This window comes from Streptomyces sp. NPDC047869 (assembly GCF_040704065.1).
Taxonomy (GTDB): Bacteria; Actinomycetota; Actinomycetes; order Streptomycetales; family Streptomycetaceae; genus Streptomyces.
Map to the genome: position 1 here is coordinate 120,586 of NZ_JBEYRK010000009.1, position 18,481 is coordinate 139,066.

The following is an 18,481-nucleotide window of genomic DNA, read 5'->3' on the forward strand; positions in this document are numbered from 1 at the left end:
GCACCCCGGCCGCATGCCCGTGCACGGGTACGGCCCGGCGCACGCGCACGAAGGAGAGGACCGCCGGTGACCAGCTCGCCCCCGGACAAGCTCGCGTTCACCCTGCCGTCGGGCCGGCGCCGCGTCACCCCGGCCCGCTTCGGGCCCGAGTCCCGCCGTGACCGGCTGCTGCCCCAGCTCATCCGCAACTGCGTGCTCGACGACGAGGGACAGCAGTGCCTGCAGGTGCGCCTGGGCAGCGCCGAGGCGGCCAACCCGGCGGCGCGCGCGCTGCTGGACACCGAGGCGGGCACCGCACTGCATCTGCACCGCGTGCTCGACGACACGGAGTACGCGGCGCTCTTCCCGCGGATCATCGGCTACGAACCGGACGCCGCGGAGCCGTTCCTGCTGTACGCGGCGCCCCGGGGGGTCCCCGCCGCGCGCACCCACGTGATGGCCGCGACGGACCAGCAGCGCCTCACCCGGGATCTGATGCTCGCCCTGTGCCTGCTGGCCGACCAGGGGCTGGTGCCGCGTGGCGTCTCGCCCACCACCGTGCTCTGGGACGGCGCCCGGGTCCAGCTCTGGGGACTGGAGGCGATGACCAGGACCGGACGGCCCCGGGCCCCATGGGGCCGGCCGCCCTTCTGCTCGCCCGAACAGCGCCGGGGCGAAGGGCTCGCCGACCCCCGGGACGCGGTGTGGAGCGCGGCCCAGGTGCTCTACCGGCTGGTGACCGGACGGCCCGGGGCCGCCGACCGGGCCCCCGCCGACCTCGGCGAACACCGGGCGCTGGACCGGACGTTGCGGCAGGCCTTCGCCCCGAGCGCCGCCGGCCGGCCCACCCCCGCCCAGTTGCTCGAACTCCTCGCGCCCGGAGCCGCCCGCCGGGTCCGGCTCACCCTGCCCGCCGACGAACAGCGTCCGCACCGGGAGGCCTTCGAGGAGGCGCTGCGCCTCAAACGGCAGGCACCGGTGACCCGTACCGAGGACGGCACCGGGGCGGCGGCCGACCCGGGCAACGGCGAAGTACTCTGCCCCTACTGCCTGGAGGCCATCCAGCTCGACCTCGGCGAACTGTTCGTCACCGACAGCAGGATGCAGTACAAGCCCCTGGACCTGGCCGGCATCAACAACCCGGTGCGGCGGAACGACATCATGCGCGGCGCCGTCCAGAAGTGCACGGCCGACCCGGACTTCCCCGAGCACTTCATCCCGGTGCCCTACCTCACGTACGGCCGCCCGCTGACCGTGGCGATGGTCGGCCAGTCGTCCACCGGCAAGAGCCATCTGCTGACCCAGATGATCGCGGCCGTCACGGACGGCGGTCTCGAGCCGTTCGGCCTCAAGTGGCAGTCCGTCAACCCCGAACAGCACGCGCGGTTCGTACGGGAACGGGTGCAGCCGCTGCGCAGCGGCCGGGTCCTGGACCACACGGCCGCCCTCGGCCTGGACGACTTCGCCCGTTTCGTGGAGTCGCTGCTGATCACCGACGCCCGCGGTCAGGTCCGTCCGGTCGCCTTCTTCGACCTGGGCGGCGAGGACCTCGTACGCACCGACGCGGCGCTGCGGTTCCTGCTCGGGGTCGACGCCCTGATCTTCGTGGTCGACCCGGCGCTGGCCCTGCCGCTGCCCCAGCTCGACCATGTCAGGGAGCGCCTGGACGTCGAGGTGAACCGGGACGGCGACCTCGCCTTCGGCACCGTCCTGGACCGGCTGCCGAAGAACGGGCCGTACCTGGACGTGCCGGCCGCGATGGTGCTCGGCAAGGCGGACCTGCTCAGGTTCCAGCCGCCCGTCGACCGCTGGCTGGCCCGGCCGCCCGCCACCTCGCTCGACCCCGCGCCGATCCGCGAGGAGAGCCGGGACGTGTACGGGCTGCTGCGCCGGCACGCGGGCCAGGCCTGGCTGCGTCCATTCGACGCGATCCGCCGGTGCACCCTGCACATCGCGTCCGCCACCGGGGGACAGGAGGCCCACGGCCGCTATCCGGCGGGCGCCGGGCCGCGGCGGGTGCTGGAGCCGCTGCTGGCGCTGCTGGCGATGCACGGGCTGATCGACGTGCCGGGTGGCGCCGAGGCGCTGGCGGTGGGTGAGGTGCCCGTGCTCGAGACGGTGCCGCGGGAGGAAGCGCAGAAAGCCGGGGGATCCGCGGGATCCTCCGGGGGAGGGGAACATCGGTGAACGGCTTCCAGGACCGGCGCGAGGTGCACCAGGTCGTCTTCCGCTGGGACGGCAACCACGGCCGTCAGGGCACCGGTATGAGCGCGGTCGCCCACTCCTGCCCGCCCGAACGGGCCGAGCGACTTGGCCAGGAACTCGGCCGGCTGCTCTGGGTGTCCGGCGCGGCGGCGGCACGGCGGAGCGTGGTGCGCACCGTGTCCCGCGACGGCGACGTCATGCTCGTGCAGCGCTGGCCCACCACCGACCGGGGCGGCCGTCCGTCCACGGTCAGTCATGTGCTCTTCGGCGATCCCCGGGCCCTGAAGACACGGCAGTGCCTGGGCCTGGCCCACCGGGGCTGGGGCTCCCAGGAGAAGGCCGAGCAGGCGAAGGGCCCGCAGTCCGTGATCGACTGCGCGGAACTCGACGAGCCGGCGCGCAGGCGACTGCCCGGCATGCTGGACGCGCTGCCGAGCGTCGAGCACGCGCTGATCCTGGCCACCGCCGAGCTGCTGCGTGATCCCGCCCAGCGGGTGTCGCTGCTCCTCGAGGAAGGGACGGCGCGCGCCTGGCCGGACGCGGACCGGGTGCCGCTGGTCTACCTGGGGCTGTTCCTGATCTTCGGCTCCTGGCTCGGCCAGGAGTGGACGTTCGCCACCTACGACACCGTGGACACCCACCCGCTGCGGCTGATGGCCGTCCCGCGGTGGGAACCGGACGCGGGCGGATCCGGCCCACTCGCCCGGATCATGGACCGCCGGCCGGCCCGGCCCGGCCTCGAACACCGGGCCGCCTCCCGGCTGGTGAAGCACCTCCTCGCCAACCCGGAGGCGCCCGCCGGTGTGCCGCAACTGGTCGACGGCCTCGCCGACGGCGCGGCCCTCGACTGGGAGCGGCGGAGCGCCCGGCTGCGGGCCATCCTCGGCACCGACCGCCCGCCGGCCCGCACCCGGTACCAGCCCGAGCCCTTGCCGGTACGCGACCCCGAGCCCTTGCCGGTACGCGATCCCGAGCCCTTGCCGGTACGCGATCCCGATCCCGTACAGGTGCGCGAACCCGATCCGGTACGCGAACCGGCACCGCCGCGCGAACCCGCACCACTGCGCGGGCCCGAGCCCCGTCCCGCACGCCCTCCCGAGTCTGCGCCCCGGTCCGTACACGCCCCCGAACCGGTCTCCCCGCACCGGCGCCCACAAGCACCCGACCCCGCGCCCGCGCCCGTGCCCGAGTTCCCGCACTCGCCCGAACCGGATTTTGCTCCAGCGCCCCCGCCCGGCGCCTCGACCGAGTACGGGACCGGCGGGCACCCGGTGCTGTCGCTGCCCGACGGTTTCGACACCGCCCCGGCAGCCGCCGCGGCGGCCCTTCCGGGCGCCCCGGACTCCCGTGCCCTCCACCGCGAGCTGTGCGGGTACCGGCGCGGGGACGCCATGGGGCACCGGATTTTGGTGGCGGAACTCGGCAGGCAGTCCGACGAGGTCCTGCTGGACGAACTCAGCTCGGAGCAACTCTCCCCGGACGCGATCGACTTGGTGCTCGACGAGCTCGGCGGAGCGGCCCGCCTCCAGCAGCGCCGCCCGGAGACACGGCACGCCCTGTGTGCCGAAGTGCTGAAGCAGAACCTGTACTTCGCGCCGCGGTCGTCCGGCACCGAGCCCACGCTGTCGAGGACCGCGACGGCCGAGCGGGCGGTCCGGGTCTTCCAGTGGGCCGTGGCGCCGCTGGTCCGGGACGAACGCTATCTGCGCGATCTGCGGGAGCTGTTCTACGGCATGAGCCGGGACCGTCACGCCACCACGGGCAACTGGCTCTGGCAGACCTTCGTCGAACCGGAGAACGGACCGGCCCCCGACCTGCCGCCGGTCCTGTGGAGCCAGCTCCTGCGGGACGCGTACCGGGGCGGCGCGGTGTCCGCCGTCCCGTCGCCACCGCCCACGGTCCAGCGGCCCACCGCCCAGCCGGTCCACCGGACGCCCTCGTCGCCCCCGGGGTCCCCCGAGTCACCGGCGGGCGCCGGGCCGCCGTCCTCCGCCCGGGCCCGGTTCGGTGAGCTGACGAGCAACCCGGGCTGTGTGATCGGAGGCTTCGTCGGCGTGATCGCGGTCATGATCGCGCTCGTGCTGATCCTGGTCTGAGGGACCCGAGCACGCCCTGGGCGAAGGCGCGGCCGACGGCCGCCTAGGTGGCCGAGGTGCGCCGGCCGCCCCGGCGGTCGGCGCCGCGGCTCCCGGTCCCGGCGGCGCCGCCGGTGGCACCGCCGGCCGCCGTGGGCCGGCGGGATCCGCGGGCGTCCTTGCCCGACGAGGCGCTGGTCGCGGTCCCGGCGGCGGCCCGGCGGTCGGTACCCCGGCCGCCCGCGCCGACGCCGCCACCCGTGGCCCGGGGGGATCCGGCCCGACGGGCGGAACCGCGCCCGCCGGCCGCGGAGGCGTCACCGGCCGCGGCCGCACCGGCGGCGGCCCGGCGGTCCGAGCCCCGGTTGCCCGCCGTGGTGGCCGCACCGGTCGCCGCTCCGGCTCCGGCTCCGCCGCCGCCGCGGCGGCGGCGACCGGACCGTCCGCCGCGCTCGGAGCCGGTCTTCCGGTCCGGGCGGGACGCCGCCGGCGTCGCCTGCTGGGGGACCTCGATGATCACGGGCACGCCGGAGGGCTCGCGGGCGCCGGTGATGGTGACCAGCTCCGGGTCGCTCGACTTGACGCGGGCCGTCCGGGGGCGGATGCCCGCGTCCGACATGAGCCGCGTCATGTCCCGCTTCTGCTCGGGCAGGACCAGCGTGACCACGCTGCCGGAACCGCCGGCGCGGGCCGTGCGGCCGCCCCGGTGCAGGTAGTCCTTGTGGTCGGTGGGCGGATCGACGTTCACGACGAGGTCGAGGTCGTCGATGTGTATGCCGCGGGCCGCGACGTTCGTCGCCACCAGCGCGGTGACCCGGCCGGTCTTGAACTGATCCAGGGTGCGGTTGCGCTGCGGCTGGGAGCGGCCCCCGTGCAGTGCCGCCGCGCGGACGCCGACGGCCAGCAGCCGCTTGGCGAGCCGGTCGGCGGACCTCTTGGTGTCGAGGAAGAGGATGACCCGGCCGTCACGGGCCGCGATGCGGGTGGTGACGGCCTCCTTGTCGGTGCCGTCCAGGACGTGGAGCACGTGGTGCTCCATGGTGCTCACCGCTCCCGCGGACGGATCCACGGAGTGCACCACGGGGTCGGTAAGGAAGCGCTGCACCAGGCGGTCGATGTTGCGGTCCAGGGTGGCCGAGAAGAGCATGCGCTGCCCGTCGGGCCGTACACGCTGGATCAGCTTGGTGATCTGCGGCAGGAAGCCCATGTCGGTCATCTGGTCGGCTTCGTCCAGCACCGTGATGCGCACGTCGTCGAGCACGCAGTCCCCGCGTTCCACGAGGTCGTTGAGCCGGCCGGGGGTCGCCACGACCACCTCGGCGCCGCGCCGGAGCGCACCGGCCTGCTTGGTGATGGACAGCCCGCCGACCACGGTGGTCAGCCGGAGGTTCACCGCCGTCGCGTAGGGGGTGAGCGCGTCCGTCACCTGCTGGGCGAGTTCCCGGGTGGGCACCAGCACGAGGGCGAGGGGCGCCTTGGGCTGCGCGCGCAGTCCGGCCGTGCGGGCCAGCAGTGCCAGCCCGAACGCGAGGGTCTTGCCGGAGCCGGTGCGTCCCCGCCCGAGCAGGTCACGGCCGGCGAGCGAGTTCGGCAGCGTGGCGGCCTGGATGGGGAAGGGGGTGGTGACACCCTGCGCGGTGAGCGTCTTCAGCAGAGCCGCGGGCATGTCCAGACCGGCGAAGTCCTCGACGGCGGGAAGTGCGGGTGTCGTGCTTTCCGGCAGCCGGAATTCCCTCGGCGACGACGCGGACGGTGGGGGTGACGACGCGCGCCGGTTCGGCTTCTGGGGTCTGCGGGGCATGCGGTTGTCTGCCTTCCTGAAAACAGCACAAACCGGGGTCCGCACCATGACGGTGCGGGCCCCGGTGAGCAGGTACGTGTCCGGCGATCAGGCGGGAACGATGTTCTCCGCCTGCGGGCCCTTCTGGCCCTGCGTGACGTCGAAGCTGACCCGCTGGCCCTCCTGGAGCTCACGGAAGCCCTGGGTGGCGATGTTCGAGTAGTGGGCGAAGACGTCGGGGCCGCCGCCGTCCTGCGCGATGAAGCCGAAACCCTTTTCAGAGTTGAACCACTTCACGGTTCCCTGTGCCATGACTTTCTCCTTCTGGTAGGCAGAGGCCCCATCCGGAGATGCCGGAAAAACAAATAATGCGCCTTTAGGAGAAACATTCCCGTCAGGCGCACATGAATTCATGGGTACCACAACTGCAACTGATGCAACCGTAGCACACTCCGGCGGACGGACGCCTCGCGCCCACCAGGGGTGCGGGGCCGGGCGGACGCGGGCGAACAAACCGGTGGCGCCCGGGTGCGCGCCGCTCTACTGTGAAGACCGCTTCGCACGGCGGCCGTTGACGGCCGCTGTCGACCGGACGAGGAACGGGAGGTGTGACCGATGGCTGTCTCTGTGACGGGTGCTGCCCGCAACCAGAAGATCATCCACTCCACCCCCGTGGCCACCGGCTGACCTTTCCCACAGCGCGCACGTGCGCGGAGCCGGGGCCGCCCTTGTGAAGGGTTCCCCTTGAACTTCTCCGCTTCTTCGGTTTCGTCGCACCCTCTCGCCGGCTACGGCTGGGACGAGGGCTGGGAGGCCGAGTTCGCTCCCCATGCCGAGCAGGGCCTCCTGCCCGGCCGTGTCGTGCGGGTCGACCGCGGCCAGTGCGACGTCATCACCCCGGCCGGCGTCGTCCGCGCCGACACCGAGTTCGTCGTCCCCCGCGACCCGATGAAAGTCGTGTGCACGGGAGACTGGGTCGCCGTCGACCCGCAGGGCGGTGATCCGCGGTACGTGCGGACGCTGCTGCCCCGCCGTACCGCTTTCGTCCGGTCGACCTCCTCCAAGCGGTCCGAGGGGCAGATCCTCGCGGCCAACGTCGACCACGTCGTCGTCGCCGTGTCCCTCGCCGTCGAGCTCGACCTCGGGCGCGTCGAACGGTTCCTGGCGCTGGCCTGGGAGTCCGGCGCACAGCCCGTGGTCGTGCTCACCAAGGCCGACCTGGTGCCGGACCAGGTGACGCTGGCCCATCTCGTCCAGGACGTCGAGACGACCGCGCCCGGCGTGCCCGTGCTCACCGTCAGCGCCCTGCACGGCGACGGCCTCGACGTGCTCACCGCGCTCGTCGGCGGTGGCACCACCGTGCTGCTGGGGCAGTCCGGGGCCGGCAAGTCCACTCTCGCCAACGCCCTGGTCGGCGAGGACGTCATGGACGTGAAGGCCGCCCGGGACGTCGACGGCAAGGGCCGGCACACCACGACCACCCGCAACCTGCTCCCGCTGCCCTCCGGTGGCGTGCTGATCGACACCCCCGGGCTGCGCGGCGTCGGGCTGTACGACGCCGAGAGCGGGGTCGGGCAGGTGTTCGCGGAGATCGAGGAGCTGGCCGAGCGGTGCCGGTTCCAGGACTGCGCGCACGAGAGCGAGCCCGGCTGCGCGGTGCGCTCCGCGGTGGACGGCGGAGACCTCCCGGTCCGGCGCCTGGAGAGCTACCGCAAACTGCTGCGCGAGAACCAGTGGATCGTCGCCAAGACGGACGCCCGCCTGCGCGCGGAGATTAGGAAGGACTGGAAGCGGAAGGGGGCGCAGGGCAGGGCCGCGATGGAGGCCAAGCGCGGCCGCTGGGCGTAGCCGCCCACCGCCCGGCCGCCCACCGCCCGGCCGCCCACCGCCCGGCCGCCCACCGCCCGGCCGGATGCCGCCCGGGCGGCTTCCGGCCGTCCCGCCGCCACCCCTCCCACCTGCATGTCCGATTCCCGCCAGCCCGCCCCCGGCCGGGGCGGTCACACTGGGACACGTGATGGACGAGGACAGCGGGTACGAGGCGGTGCGCAGCCGGGACGGGCGGTTCGACGGGGCGTTCTTCTTCGCCGTCGAGACCACCGGTATCTACTGCCGGCCGAGCTGCCCGGCGGTCACCCCGAAGCGCTCCAACGTGCGGTTCTTCCGCACCGCCGCCGCCGCGCAGGGCTCCGGCTTCCGGGCCTGCCGGCGGTGCCGCCCGGACGCCGTGCCGGGATCGGCGGAGTGGAACGTCCGCGCGGACGTGGTCGGCCGGGCCATGCGACTGATCGGCGACGGCGTCGTGGACCGCGAGGGCGTCGCCGGACTGGCCGCCCGGCTCGGCTACAGCGCCCGGCAGGTCCAGCGGCAGCTCACCACCGAACTCGGCGCCGGACCCGTGGCGCTCGCCCGGGCCCAGCGGGCGCACACCGCCCGGACCCTGCTGCGGACCACCGACCTGCCGATCACGGAGATCGCGTTCGCGTCCGGGTTCGCCAGCGTGCGCCAGTTCAACGACACCATCCGCCAGGTGTACGACGCCACGCCGACCGGGGTACGGGCGGCCGCGCCCCGGGGCCGGGGCGCCCGCCGGGCCACCCCGGGCGCGGGCGTCCCGCTGCGGCTCGCCCACCGCGGCCCCTACCAGTCCGCCGCCGTCTTCGACCAGCTCGCCGCCGAGGCCGTGCCCGGCGTCGAGGAGGTCACCGGCGCCCTGGGCGGCCGGATCTACCGGCGCACCCTGCGGCTGCCCCACGGCACCGGGATCGTCGCCGTCGAGGAGCGCGCCCGGGGCCGGCGACCGGGCGGCGGCACCCGTCCGGGCGGCTGGCTGGAGGCGCGGCTGCACCTCACCGACCCCCGGGACCTGACCACCGCCGTGCACCGGCTGCGCCGGCTGTTCGACCTCGACGCCGACCCGTACGCGGTCGACGAGCGGCTGTCCCGCGACCCGCGGCTCGCCCCGCTGGTCGCCGCCCGGCCCGGTCTGCGCTCACCCGGTGCCGTCGACCCCCTGGAGCCCGCGGTACGGGCGCTCGCCGGGACGGCCGGGGCCGAGTGGCTGGTGCGGCGGTACGGCAAGGCGCTCGACGCACCCTGCGGCAGCCTCACGCACCTCTTCCCGGAGCCCGCCGTCCTCGCCGGGGCCGAGCCCGGCGGCCCGCTCGGCGCGCTCGCGGCCGCCCTCGCCGACGGCACCGTACGGCTGGACCCGGGCGCCGACCGGGACGAAGCCCAGCGGGCGCTGCTCGCGCTGCCCGGCCTCGACCCCGCCGTCGCCGCCGTCCTGCGCGTCCGCGCCCTCGGCGATCCCGACGTGGCCCCGCCCGGCTTCGACACCCCCGACACCTGGCGGCCCTGGCGGTCGTATGCCATCCAGCACCTGCGCACCACAGGAGAGTTGACCCCATGACGGACCTGACCCGCTGGACGGCCGTGGACGCCCCGGTCGGACGGCTGCTGCTCACCGCCGGCCCCGACGGCGCCCTCACCTCCCTGTCCGTGCCCGGGCAGAAGGGCGGCCGGACCGTCGAACCCGGCTGGCGACACGACCCGGGGCCCTTCCGGGCCGCCGAGGAGCAGCTGGCCGCCTACTTCGCCGGTGAACTGAAGGACTTCCGGCTGCACCTGCGCGCCCACGGCACCGAGTTCCGGCAGCGGGTGTGGGACGCCCTCGACGCCGTGCCGTACGGCGCCACCGCCACCTACGGCGAGATCGCCGCCCGCATTGGCGCGCCCCGTGCCGCCGTCCGCGCCGTCGGCGGTGCGATCGGCGCCAACCCCCTCCTCATCGTCCGCCCCTGCCACCGCGTCATCGGCGCGGGCGGCGCCCTGACCGGCTACGCGGGCGGCCTCGACCGAAAGCTCTGGCTGCTCACCCTGGAGAACGGCCTGCCGGATCCCGCCCCGGCGGCGGACCGGTGACCGGATAGCCGCGACGCCCGCGGGCCCCGGCCGGGAACCACCGCCGCCGCCCGCGTACCGCCCTACGCCGAGCGGGTGGACTCCCCGGTGCCGCTCCGGTGCCGCGCGCCCGCCCTGTGGCACGGTCACCTGCGACGGGTCGTGGGAAGGGCGGGCGGTACATGGTCAAGGCCGGACGGGTGCTCGCGGCGCTGCTGCTCGCGGTGGTGCCGGGTACGACGGCCAGGGCCGTCGCCGGGACCACCGCACCGCACTGGACCGGCAGTTGGGAGGCGGCACCGTCCGGCACCGCCGCCGCGCTGCCTGGTGCCGCCTTCCGCAACGTCGTCCATCTCAGTGTCGGCGGCGGCGCCGTGCGGATCCGGCTCAGCAACCGGCTCGGCACCGCGCCGCTGCGGCTCGGCGCGGTCACGGTGGCGCTGCGGCGGGCAGCGGGCCCGGACGCCGTACCCGGTACCCTGCGCACCGCCACCTTCGGGGGCGCGCCGACGGTCACCGTCCAGCCCGGCCGGGACGTGCTCACCGATCCCGTCCCGCTGACCGTGCCGGCCGCCGCCGACCTGCTGGTCACCGTCCTCACCCCGGACGACACCGGCCCCGCGACCTTCCACCGCACCGCCCTGCAGACCAGCTACCTGGCCCCCGCCGGCTCGGGCCACGCGGCCGACGAGACCGGCGCCGCCTACACCCTGGCGACCGGCTCCTGGTACTACGTCACCGGCGTCGACGTGCTCGGCGCCGCCGAGGACAGCGTCGTCGCGTTCGGCGACTCGCTCACGGACGGCCAGGGCTCCACCCCCGACGCCAACCGCCGCTGGCCGGACCGGCTCGCCGAACGGCTGGGGCGTCTCGGCGTCCTCAACGCCGGTGTCGGGGGCAACCGCCTGCTGCGCGACGGCACCGGGCCGAGCGCCCTGGCCCGGCTGGACGCCGACGCCCTGGACCGGGCCGGGGTGCGGGTCATGGTCGTGCTGGAGGGCGTCAACGACATCAAGGGCACCCCCGTGGCGGACGACCCCGCCGCCTTCGCCGCCGCGTACCGCACCCTGGTCGCCCGCGCCCACGCCCGCGGCGTCCGGGTCGTCGGCGTCACCCTCACGCCGTACGCGGGGTACGGGGCGTACACGGCGACCGGTGAGGCCGTACGGCAGCGGGTCAACGCGTTCATCCGCACCGGCGGCGCCTTCGACGCCGTCGCCGACGCCGACGCGGCCGTACGCGACCCGGCCCTTCCCGAGCGCATCCTGCCCGCCTACGACCCCGGCGACCACCTGCACTTCAACGACGCCGGGATGCGCGCGATCGCGGACACCGTCGCCGCGGCACTCGCCCGCTGACCGGTCAGCCCCACAGCACCGCGCCCAGCCACGCCCCCGCGATCAGCAGACAGGCGAACAGCTCGGTGAGCACGCCGGAACCGCCCGACCGCATCGTCGTGCGCAGCGCGGACATCGCCTCGCCGTGCCCGCCGAGCCGCAGCCGCTCGTGCAGATAGATCCCGGCCAGGAAACCCGGCAGCGCGCCGAGCACCGGCAGCAGCACGAAGCCGAGGACGGCGCCCGTCCCGGCGTACACGGCCATGCGGGGCGTGGCGCCGCTCGCCCGCAGCCGGCGCGGGGGCAGCGCCCAGCGCACCGGCAGCGACAGCAGCAGCACCCCGGTGGCGCCCACCAGTACCGCCCAGGCCAGCGGCCGCGGGTCCTCCAGCGCCCACCACAGCACCGCGGCCCACACCAGCCAGGACCCCGGCGCCCCGGGCACCAGCACTCCGCACAGACCGAGCGCGATCACCACGCCGACCAGCGGGAGTTCCCACGCTCCCATCTGCCCAGCGTGCCCGAGAGGTGAAGAAGCCGCAGATCAGAGGGGTTCGTCGCGGGACACCCAGCCCCGCTCGCAGGCGTGCCAGCCCAGTTGCAGCCGGGTCGTCACCCCGGCCAGCTCCATCAGCCGCTTCACCCGGCGCTGCACGGTCCGCAGGCCCAGGTCGAGCTGTTTGGCCACGCTCGCGTCGGTCAGTCCGGCCAGCAGCAGCGACAGCACCTCCAGGTCGGTCGGGTCCGGCCCGTCCGGCCGCTGCTCGGCCACCCCGGAGGCGGCCAGCCGGAGCGGCAGCGCCTCGCGCCACACCGAGTCGAACAGACCCGCCAACAGCTCCAGCAGACCGCTCGCGTGCACCACCAGCGCGGCCGGTTCCACCGTCCTGGTCGTGAGCGGCACCATGGCGAGCGACCGGTCGGCGATCACCAGCTTCGTCGGCACCCGGTCCAGCACCCGCACCCGCTCGTTCCGGCCCAGCGCCGCCGTCAGCTCGGTCAGCCCGTGCGGCAGGTCCAGCACCGCGCGCTCCACCACCACCCGGTAGCGGACCCCGCGCCCGGCCGCCTGCTCCTCCGCGTCGTTCTCCGTCCCGGAGACCACCATCGGGTTGCCGGTGACCAGCGCGCACACCTCCTCGGTGGCGCCGAGCTGCATCTGCAGGAAGCGCTGCGCCACCGCCGAGGCGCCGGTCACCACCTCCACCAGGTCGTGCACCTCCGGCTCGGCCGCCGTGGCCCGGTACTCCTCGGCCAGCAGAGCCGCCGCCAGCTCCGCCTGCTCCAGCTCGTGCCGCCGCTGCGTCAGCAGCGCGGCCAGCGCCACCCCGGGCGGCGCCGCCACCCAGCGGCCCGGCCGCGCCGGGGACTGGGCCGCCAGGCCGTGCCGCTCCAGCCGGCGCAGCGCGCGCTCGGTGTCAGGCTCGGCCAGCGACAGCCGCCGCGCCAGATCGGCCACCTCGGCGGCGCCCACGGACACCAGCGCCCGGTACGCGGACTCGTGGGTCTCGTCCAGGCCTATCGCTGCCAGCATCGAGCCACGTTCCTCTTTCCTGAGAACAAGCCATCCACGCGGGCGATCCGTGGCGGAAACCGGCCACGGCGCAAACCCGCCGCCGCACATCATCGCCGTACCAGCGGTCACTCTGCCAGGCTGAACGGCACCGGCGGACACCCGGCCGGGCCGGGGGCGCACAGCCGCGGCCCAGAGATCCCCCGCATGATCCGAGCGGATCCGGCCACTCGACCGGCGTAGCCCGGTCACCCAGAACGCCGCCGGGCGGTCCTCCCGTGGGGGGTGGGACCGCCCGGCGGCCATCAAGCCTTTCACGTACGGCGGTTCGGTCCGTACTCCGTCGCGCCGTGCCCCGCGAACGCGGACGCCGCAATTTCCCCGTGCCCCGTTCTCATACGGCCCGTGCGGTGGACAATCAGGGACATGAGCCAGCAGGGGGGCAGGCCCGCCCGTCATGACGACGACTGGTGGGGACAGCTGTACGACGACTCCACCGAGGACACGGGGCCCGCACCGGCCCCCGACTCGCTGGACGACCGCTTCACCTCGGCCCGGGACGCGGTGCGGGAGCGGCCCGGAGGGAACGAGGTGCCCGGCGCGGGCGATGAGCCCGGCGCGAGCGATGAGCCCGGCGCGAGCGAGGGGTCCGGTGACGGCACGCCGGCGTCCGCGGAACCGCCGCCCGGCCAGCCGCCGTCCGACCAGCCGTCACCCGACCGCGCATCCCCGGACCGCGCGGTGCCGGCTCAGCGCCTGCCGGCCCCGCCGGACACAGCCCCGGCCGTGCCCCCCGTGCCCCCCGACCCTCCGGCGCGCCCGCCCCGCGCCTACGCGGCCCCCTTGCCCTCAGCGGTCCCCTCGCCGCCCTGCGCACTCGACCACGTGGGCTCCGGGCCCCCCACCTACGACCCCGAGCCCACCGCGCTGCCCCTCGCCGATCCGGACGATCTGGCGGAGCAGGTGGCCGACACCGCTCTGGACGGGGCCCAGTACGGGACCTGCACGCTGCGCGCCGTGTCGCTGCGCGGGGACTCGGCGCGGTACCGGGGCGAGCCGCGCCGGGACGCGCTGCTGACCGCGCGGTTCGGCACGGGCGAACAGGCGCTGGTGCTCGTCGCCATGGCGACCGGCGCACGGGCCGCGCCGGGCGCGCACCAGGTGGCGGCGGAGGCGTGCCGGCTGATCGGCCGGGCCGTCGGCCGCAGTCACGGGCGGCTCGTCGAGGACCTCCGGGCCGCCCGGCGCGGCGACCTGAAGTCCGGTCTGCAGCGGCTGACCGACCACAGTCTCGGCAGGCTGCGGGCCGACGCCGCCGAACGGGGCCTGGATCCGGAGGAGTACACCGCCGGTCTGCGCTGCCTGCTGCTGCCCGCCGACCCCGGCTGCCGTACCCGCGTGTTCTTCGGCGTCGGCGAAGGGGGACTGTTCCGGCTGCGCGGCGGCGAGTGGCAGGACATCGAGCCCGGTGTGCCGTCCGGCGGCGCCACCGGCGAACCGGTCGTCGGCTTCGGCTCGGCCCCCGCCGAGACCCCCGAGGGCGACCGGCTCACCATGGACTTCGGCATCCCGGTCCCGCCGAGCCCGTTCGAGCCCGCCCCCGGGCCACCCCGCGAACCCTTCCGCTTCCGCGCCTCGGTAGCCCGCCCGGGTGATGTGCTGGTGATGGCGACCGGCGGCCTCGCCGAGCCGCTGCGCGGCGAGCCCGCGCTCTGCGCATACCTCGCTCGCCGCTGGTCCGGCCCCACCCCGCCGGGCCTCGCCGCGTTCCTCGCGGACGCCCAGGTACGGGTGAAGGGTTACGCCGACGACCGTACGGCGGCGGCCGTGTGGGAGGCGTGACCGCCGCCCCTGTGACTTGATGGACCGGGAGGGCCCCTGCGGGACAGCGAGGGACAGCGAAGGAGCTGACGACAGCCATGGCCAAACAGAACGTCGCCGAGCAGTTCGTAGACATCCTCGTCCGGGCCGGTGTGCGCCGGCTCTACGGCGTCGTCGGGGACAGCCTCAACCCGGTCGTGGACGCCGTGCGCCGCCACTCCGCCGTGGACTGGATCCACGTACGCCACGAGGAGACCGCTGCCTTCGCGGCCGGTGCCGAGGCCCAGATCACCGGCCGGCTGGCGGCCTGCGCCGGCTCCTGCGGCCCGGGCAACCTGCACCTAATCAACGGTCTGTACGACGCGCACCGTTCCATGGCCCCGGTGCTCGCGCTGGCCTCGCACATCCCCTCCAGCGAGATCGGCCTCGGCTACTTCCAGGAGACCCACCCGGACCGGCTCTTCCAGGAGTGCAGCCATTACAGCGAGCTGATCTCCAGCCCGAGACAGATGCCCCGGCTGCTGCAGACCGCCATCCAGCACGCGGTCGGGCAGAGCGGCGTGAGCGTGGTCTCGCTGCCCGGCGACATCGCCGACCAGCCCGCCCCGGAACGCGCCGCCGAGAGCGCCCTGGTCACCTCCCGGCCCACGATCCGGCCCGGTGACGCGGAGCTCGACAAGCTCGTGGACATGATCGACGAGGCCGGCAAGGTCACCCTCTTCTGCGGCAAGGGCACGGCCGGCGCGCACGCCGAGGTGATGCGGTTCGCCGAGAGGATCAAGTCCCCGGTCGGGCACGCGCTCAGGGGCAAGGAGTTCATCCAGTACGACAACCCGTTCGACGTCGGCATGAGCGGGCTGCTCGGCTACGGCGCCGCCTACGAGGCCACCCACGAGTGCGACCTGCTGATCCTGCTGGGCACCGACTTCCCGTACAACGCCTTCCTGCCGAACGACGTGAAGATCGCCCAGGTCGACGTGCGGCCCGAGGTCCTCGGCCGGCGCTCCCGGCTCGACCTCGCCGTGTGGGGCGACGTGCGCGAGACGCTGCGCTGTCTCATCCCGCGGGTGAAGGAGAAGACGAACCGGCGCTTCCTCGACCGGATGCTGAAGAAGCACGCCGACGCGCTGGAGGGCGTGGTCAAGGCCTACACCCGCAAGGTGGACAAGCACGTCCCCATCCACCCCGAGTACGTGGCCGCCGTCCTCGACGAAGTAGCCTCCGACGACGCGGTGTTCACGGTCGACACGGGCATGTGCAACGTGTGGGCCGCGCGCTACATCTCGCCCAACGGCCGCCGCCGGATCATCGGTTCCTTCTCGCACGGCTCGATGGCGAACGCGCTGCCGATGGCGATCGGCGCCCAGTTCACCGACCGGCGCAGGCAGGTCGTCTCCATGTCCGGCGACGGCGGCTTCGCCATGCTGATGGGTGACTTCCTCACGCTCGTGCAGTACGACCTGCCGGTGAAGGTCGTGCTGTTCAACAACTCCGCGCTCAGCATGGTCGAGCTGGAGATGCTGGTCGCGGGCCTGCCCTCGTACGGCACCGCCAACACCAACCCCGACTTCGCCGCCGTCGCCCGCGCCTGCGGTGCCTACGGGGTGCGGGTGGAGAAGCCCAAGCACCTCGCCGGCGCGCTCAAGGACGCCCTCCGGCACAAGGGGCCGGCGCTGGTGGACGTCGTCACCGATCCCAACGCCCTGTCCATCCCGCCGAAGATCAGCGCCGAGATGGTCACCGGGTTCGCGCTGTCCGCCTCGAAGATGGTGCTGGACGGCGGGGTCGGCCGCATGGTCCAGATGGCCCGCTCCAACCTGCGCAACGTCCCCAGGCCCTGAGACTCCGCCCGGACAACGGTGTTTTCCGGCCACTTTCACGGCCCGTGACGGCGCACCGCCCAGCTGGGGCCACACGTCCCGATCTGTCCGTCCTGGGACTCGCGGGGCACCGTACGGCGGTCCTGCCGGGGCGGAGCAAGATCGCGGCGGTGTCCGGGGCCGGGCGCGAGGCTCGGGCGGGCGTGGCCGAACACACGGCCGTCGGCCGGACCCCAGGACTGCCCGTGGGCGGGTGGGGAATGGATCCCCGTGAACGTGTTCGACCAGGAGGGGCAGGGCCGGAAACGTGCGGGCGGGGGTCATGAAGAGGCAGGCGCGAGGGGGCGGTCCCGTGGCCATCGGGGCCTCCTCGGCTCAAGCGGGGGAAGAGACCGACACCATCACCGAACACGAGTGGCACCAGCAGCGGCTCAGGCGCAGGCTGGGGCGGGCGGACCTCAGGGCGGTGCCCGAGGCGCGCCGGGAACTACGGGAACTGCTGCGGCACTGGGGCAGACCGGGTCGCTCGGAGATAGCCGAACTGCTCACCAGCGAACTCGTCACCAACGCACTCGTGCACACCGACCGCGACGCCGTACTGACCGCCGTCGTCTCGGCCGGCGGACTGCGCGTGGAGGTACGGGACTTCGTGGCCCGCGGACCGCGGCCGCGCACACCGGACACGGAGCAGGACACCAACGGGCGGGGGCTGGTCCTGGTGGAGTCCCTCGCGGACTGCTGGGGCGTACGGCCGCACGGCGTGGGCAAGTCGGTGTGGTTCGAACTCGGTGCCGAGGCGGCCTGAGGCTCACCGGCCGCGAAGACGGACACGGGACGGGGGCGTGACCGCGCGGTCACGCCCCCGTCCCGAGATGAGCCCAGTCCCCGGTCCCTGCTCCGGTTCTAGCCGAACTGCTGCTCCAGATCCTTCAGTTTGCGCTCCAGGGAGTCCAGGCGCGGCAGCGCCATCGTGTCGTCCTCGGCGGTGAGGTCGACGGTGATCGCCTCAGTGCCCTTGCGGACCGGCTGAAGGGAGGGCCGGGAGCGGACGGGCAGCGGCTCCGGCGCCGATATGGCAGGTTCCGCGGTCGCCGGCGCGGGGCCGCGCTCCACCGTCTGCACCTCCACCTGACGGCCGCCACCGCGTCCGGCGAAGCCGCGGTGACCCCGGCTGAGCGCGCGCAGCTGGGCGCGCTCCACCCGCTGTTGGTCACGCCGGGCCCGGCGCGCCTCTTCCTTCTGCCGCTTGTCGTCGCGCACCTCCTCGACCGCCTCGTCCAGGCTGCGCACGCCCTCCAGGAGCATGAGGGACCAGGCCCCGTAGGTCTCGCGCGGCGCCCGCAGCCAGCGGACGATGCGGATCTGCGGCAGCGGGCGGGGCACCAGGCCCTGCTCGCGCAGCGCGGCCCGGCGGGTCTGCTTCAGCGCGCGGTCGAACAGCACGGCCGCCGACAGGGACATGCCGGAGAAGAACTGCGGGGCGCCCGCGTGGCCGACGCCGCGAGGTGCGTGCACCCAGTTGAACCAGGCCGCCGCCGCGGCGAACAGCCACACCAGTATCCGGGAGCCCAGGGCCGCGTCACCGTGGCTGGCCTCGCGCACCGCGAGGACGGAGCAGAACATCGCCGCGCCGTCCAGGCCGAACGGCACCAGGTACTGCCAGCCGTCGGTCAGCCCGAGGTTCTGCTCACCGAAGCCGACCAGGCCGTGGAAGGAGAGGGCGGCCGCGACCGCCGCACAGCAGAACAGCAGCACGTAGGAGGCGGTGCCGTAAACGGCCTCCTTGCGCCTGCGGCGCTCCTCCTGGCGCTCCCACGAGTCGTCCGCACTCGCGTTCTCCCCGGAGGAGCGCTTGCCGCGCGCGAGCACCGCCACCGCCACCAGCATGCCCAGGAGCAGCACGGCGCCCGGAAGCAGCCAGTTCAGCGATATGTCGGTCAGTCTCATCAGGGGTCCCTTGCATTGGGATAGGGCGTAACGCCCGCCATAGTGGCCCACTCCGGACAGCCCTCAGGGGGTTTCGGGGCAAGAGGCCGCCAAGGAGGTGC

The 18,481-nt window shown here is 74.4% G+C and carries 14 protein-coding genes; 9 read left to right on the forward strand and 5 right to left on the reverse strand.

The features are described 5' to 3' along the window. Positions 1-66: 66 nt before the first annotated feature. Together AB0924_RS14575 and AB0924_RS14580 are read left to right on the forward strand one after the other, a co-directional pair. Positions 67-2,166 (forward strand): hypothetical protein, encoded by a 2,100-nt coding sequence (locus AB0924_RS14575; RefSeq protein WP_358935273.1) that lies wholly within the window; start codon positions 67-69, stop codon positions 2,164-2,166. Further along, complete coding sequence (locus AB0924_RS14580; RefSeq protein WP_366911544.1) at positions 2,163-4,280, forward strand: hypothetical protein; 2,118 nt, start codon at positions 2,163-2,165, stop codon at positions 4,278-4,280. The genes AB0924_RS14575 and AB0924_RS14580 overlap by 4 nt, the downstream gene beginning before the upstream one ends. Before the next feature lie 43 nt (positions 4,281-4,323). On the opposite strand, the gene AB0924_RS14585 is transcribed toward AB0924_RS14580, so the two are convergent. Both AB0924_RS14585 and AB0924_RS14590 read right to left on the reverse strand, forming a co-directional pair. Continuing rightward, the gene (locus tag AB0924_RS14585; RefSeq protein ID WP_366911545.1) at positions 4,324-6,060 is read right to left on the reverse strand and encodes a DEAD/DEAH box helicase; all 1,737 of its coding nucleotides are present in this window, start codon (positions 6,058-6,060) and stop codon (positions 4,324-4,326) included. Between the two features lie 87 nt (positions 6,061-6,147). Then, positions 6,148-6,351: a cold-shock protein gene (locus tag AB0924_RS14590; protein ID WP_020943502.1), complete on the reverse strand. Its 204-nt coding sequence runs from the start codon at positions 6,349-6,351 to the stop codon at positions 6,148-6,150. Between the two features lie 432 nt (positions 6,352-6,783). Between AB0924_RS14590 and rsgA the strand changes: the two genes are divergently transcribed. The 4 genes from rsgA to AB0924_RS14610 all read left to right on the forward strand — a co-directional run bounded on the left by rsgA (position 6,784) and on the right by AB0924_RS14610 (position 11,300). Continuing rightward, on the forward strand, positions 6,784-7,887 hold the full coding sequence (gene rsgA / locus AB0924_RS14595) for a ribosome small subunit-dependent GTPase A (RefSeq protein ID WP_358935280.1): 1,104 nt from the start codon (positions 6,784-6,786) through the stop codon (positions 7,885-7,887). A 169-nt stretch (positions 7,888-8,056) separates the two neighbouring features. Beyond that, positions 8,057-9,451 (forward strand): AlkA N-terminal domain-containing protein, encoded by a 1,395-nt coding sequence (locus AB0924_RS14600; protein ID WP_366911605.1) that lies wholly within the window; start codon positions 8,057-8,059, stop codon positions 9,449-9,451. After that, on the forward strand, positions 9,448-9,963 hold the full coding sequence (locus tag AB0924_RS14605) for a methylated-DNA--[protein]-cysteine S-methyltransferase (protein WP_366911546.1): 516 nt from the start codon (positions 9,448-9,450) through the stop codon (positions 9,961-9,963). The genes AB0924_RS14600 and AB0924_RS14605 overlap by 4 nt, the downstream gene beginning before the upstream one ends. Before the next feature lie 161 nt (positions 9,964-10,124). Next, positions 10,125-11,300: a GDSL-type esterase/lipase family protein gene (locus tag AB0924_RS14610; RefSeq protein ID WP_366911548.1), complete on the forward strand. Its 1,176-nt coding sequence runs from the start codon at positions 10,125-10,127 to the stop codon at positions 11,298-11,300. 4 nt (positions 11,301-11,304) lie between these two features. Here the strand turns inward: AB0924_RS14610 and AB0924_RS14615 are convergent, their stop codons facing one another. Both AB0924_RS14615 and AB0924_RS14620 read right to left on the reverse strand, forming a co-directional pair. Then, on the reverse strand, positions 11,305-11,787 hold the full coding sequence (locus tag AB0924_RS14615; RefSeq protein ID WP_359546542.1) for a DUF456 domain-containing protein: 483 nt from the start codon (positions 11,785-11,787) through the stop codon (positions 11,305-11,307). A gap of 36 nt (positions 11,788-11,823) precedes the next feature. Continuing rightward, positions 11,824-12,813 carry a helix-turn-helix domain-containing protein gene (locus tag AB0924_RS14620; protein ID WP_366911549.1) on the reverse strand — a complete coding sequence of 330 codons (990 nt, stop codon included), beginning with the start codon at positions 12,811-12,813 and terminating at the stop codon, positions 11,824-11,826. A 405-nt stretch (positions 12,814-13,218) separates the two neighbouring features. Between AB0924_RS14620 and AB0924_RS14625 the strand changes: the two genes are divergently transcribed. From AB0924_RS14625 to AB0924_RS14635, 3 genes are all read left to right on the forward strand, one after another. Then, the gene (locus tag AB0924_RS14625; protein ID WP_366911550.1) at positions 13,219-14,634 is read left to right on the forward strand and encodes a protein phosphatase 2C domain-containing protein; all 1,416 of its coding nucleotides are present in this window, start codon (positions 13,219-13,221) and stop codon (positions 14,632-14,634) included. A 77-nt stretch (positions 14,635-14,711) separates the two neighbouring features. Next, positions 14,712-16,454, forward strand: a complete 1,743-nt coding sequence (locus tag AB0924_RS14630; RefSeq protein ID WP_358936241.1) for a pyruvate dehydrogenase — start codon at positions 14,712-14,714, stop codon at positions 16,452-16,454. Positions 16,455-16,785: 331 nt separating this feature from the next. Then, complete coding sequence (locus AB0924_RS14635) at positions 16,786-17,238, forward strand: ATP-binding protein (protein ID WP_358936239.1); 453 nt, start codon at positions 16,786-16,788, stop codon at positions 17,236-17,238. Positions 17,239-17,336: 98 nt separating this feature from the next. On the opposite strand, the gene AB0924_RS14640 is transcribed toward AB0924_RS14635, so the two are convergent. Further along, positions 17,337-18,380 (reverse strand): DUF2637 domain-containing protein, encoded by a 1,044-nt coding sequence (locus AB0924_RS14640; RefSeq protein ID WP_366911552.1) that lies wholly within the window; start codon positions 18,378-18,380, stop codon positions 17,337-17,339. Positions 18,381-18,481: the final 101 nt, after the last annotated feature.

What these genes read in the sequence shown, in the direction of transcription:
- AB0924_RS14585 (WP_366911545.1), bottom strand. Translation starts at nt 6,060, where the DNA reads ATGCCCCGCAGACCCCAGAAGCCGAACCGGCGCGCGTCGTCACCCCCA.
- AB0924_RS14590 (WP_020943502.1), bottom strand. Translation starts at nt 6,351, where the DNA reads ATGGCACAGGGAACCGTGAAGTGGTTCAACTCTGAAAAGGGTTTCGGC.
- AB0924_RS14600 (WP_366911605.1), top strand. Translation starts at nt 8,057, where the DNA reads ATGGACGAGGACAGCGGGTACGAGGCGGTGCGCAGCCGGGACGGGCGG.
- AB0924_RS14605 (WP_366911546.1), top strand. Translation starts at nt 9,448, where the DNA reads ATGACGGACCTGACCCGCTGGACGGCCGTGGACGCCCCGGTCGGACGG.
- AB0924_RS14610 (WP_366911548.1), top strand. Translation starts at nt 10,125, where the DNA reads ATGGTCAAGGCCGGACGGGTGCTCGCGGCGCTGCTGCTCGCGGTGGTG.
- AB0924_RS14615 (WP_359546542.1), bottom strand. Translation starts at nt 11,787, where the DNA reads ATGGGAGCGTGGGAACTCCCGCTGGTCGGCGTGGTGATCGCGCTCGGT.
- AB0924_RS14620 (WP_366911549.1), bottom strand. Translation starts at nt 12,813, where the DNA reads ATGCTGGCAGCGATAGGCCTGGACGAGACCCACGAGTCCGCGTACCGG.
- AB0924_RS14625 (WP_366911550.1), top strand. Translation starts at nt 13,219, where the DNA reads ATGAGCCAGCAGGGGGGCAGGCCCGCCCGTCATGACGACGACTGGTGG.
- AB0924_RS14630 (WP_358936241.1), top strand. Translation starts at nt 14,712, where the DNA reads ATGGCCAAACAGAACGTCGCCGAGCAGTTCGTAGACATCCTCGTCCGG.
- AB0924_RS14640 (WP_366911552.1), bottom strand. Translation starts at nt 18,380, where the DNA reads ATGAGACTGACCGACATATCGCTGAACTGGCTGCTTCCGGGCGCCGTG.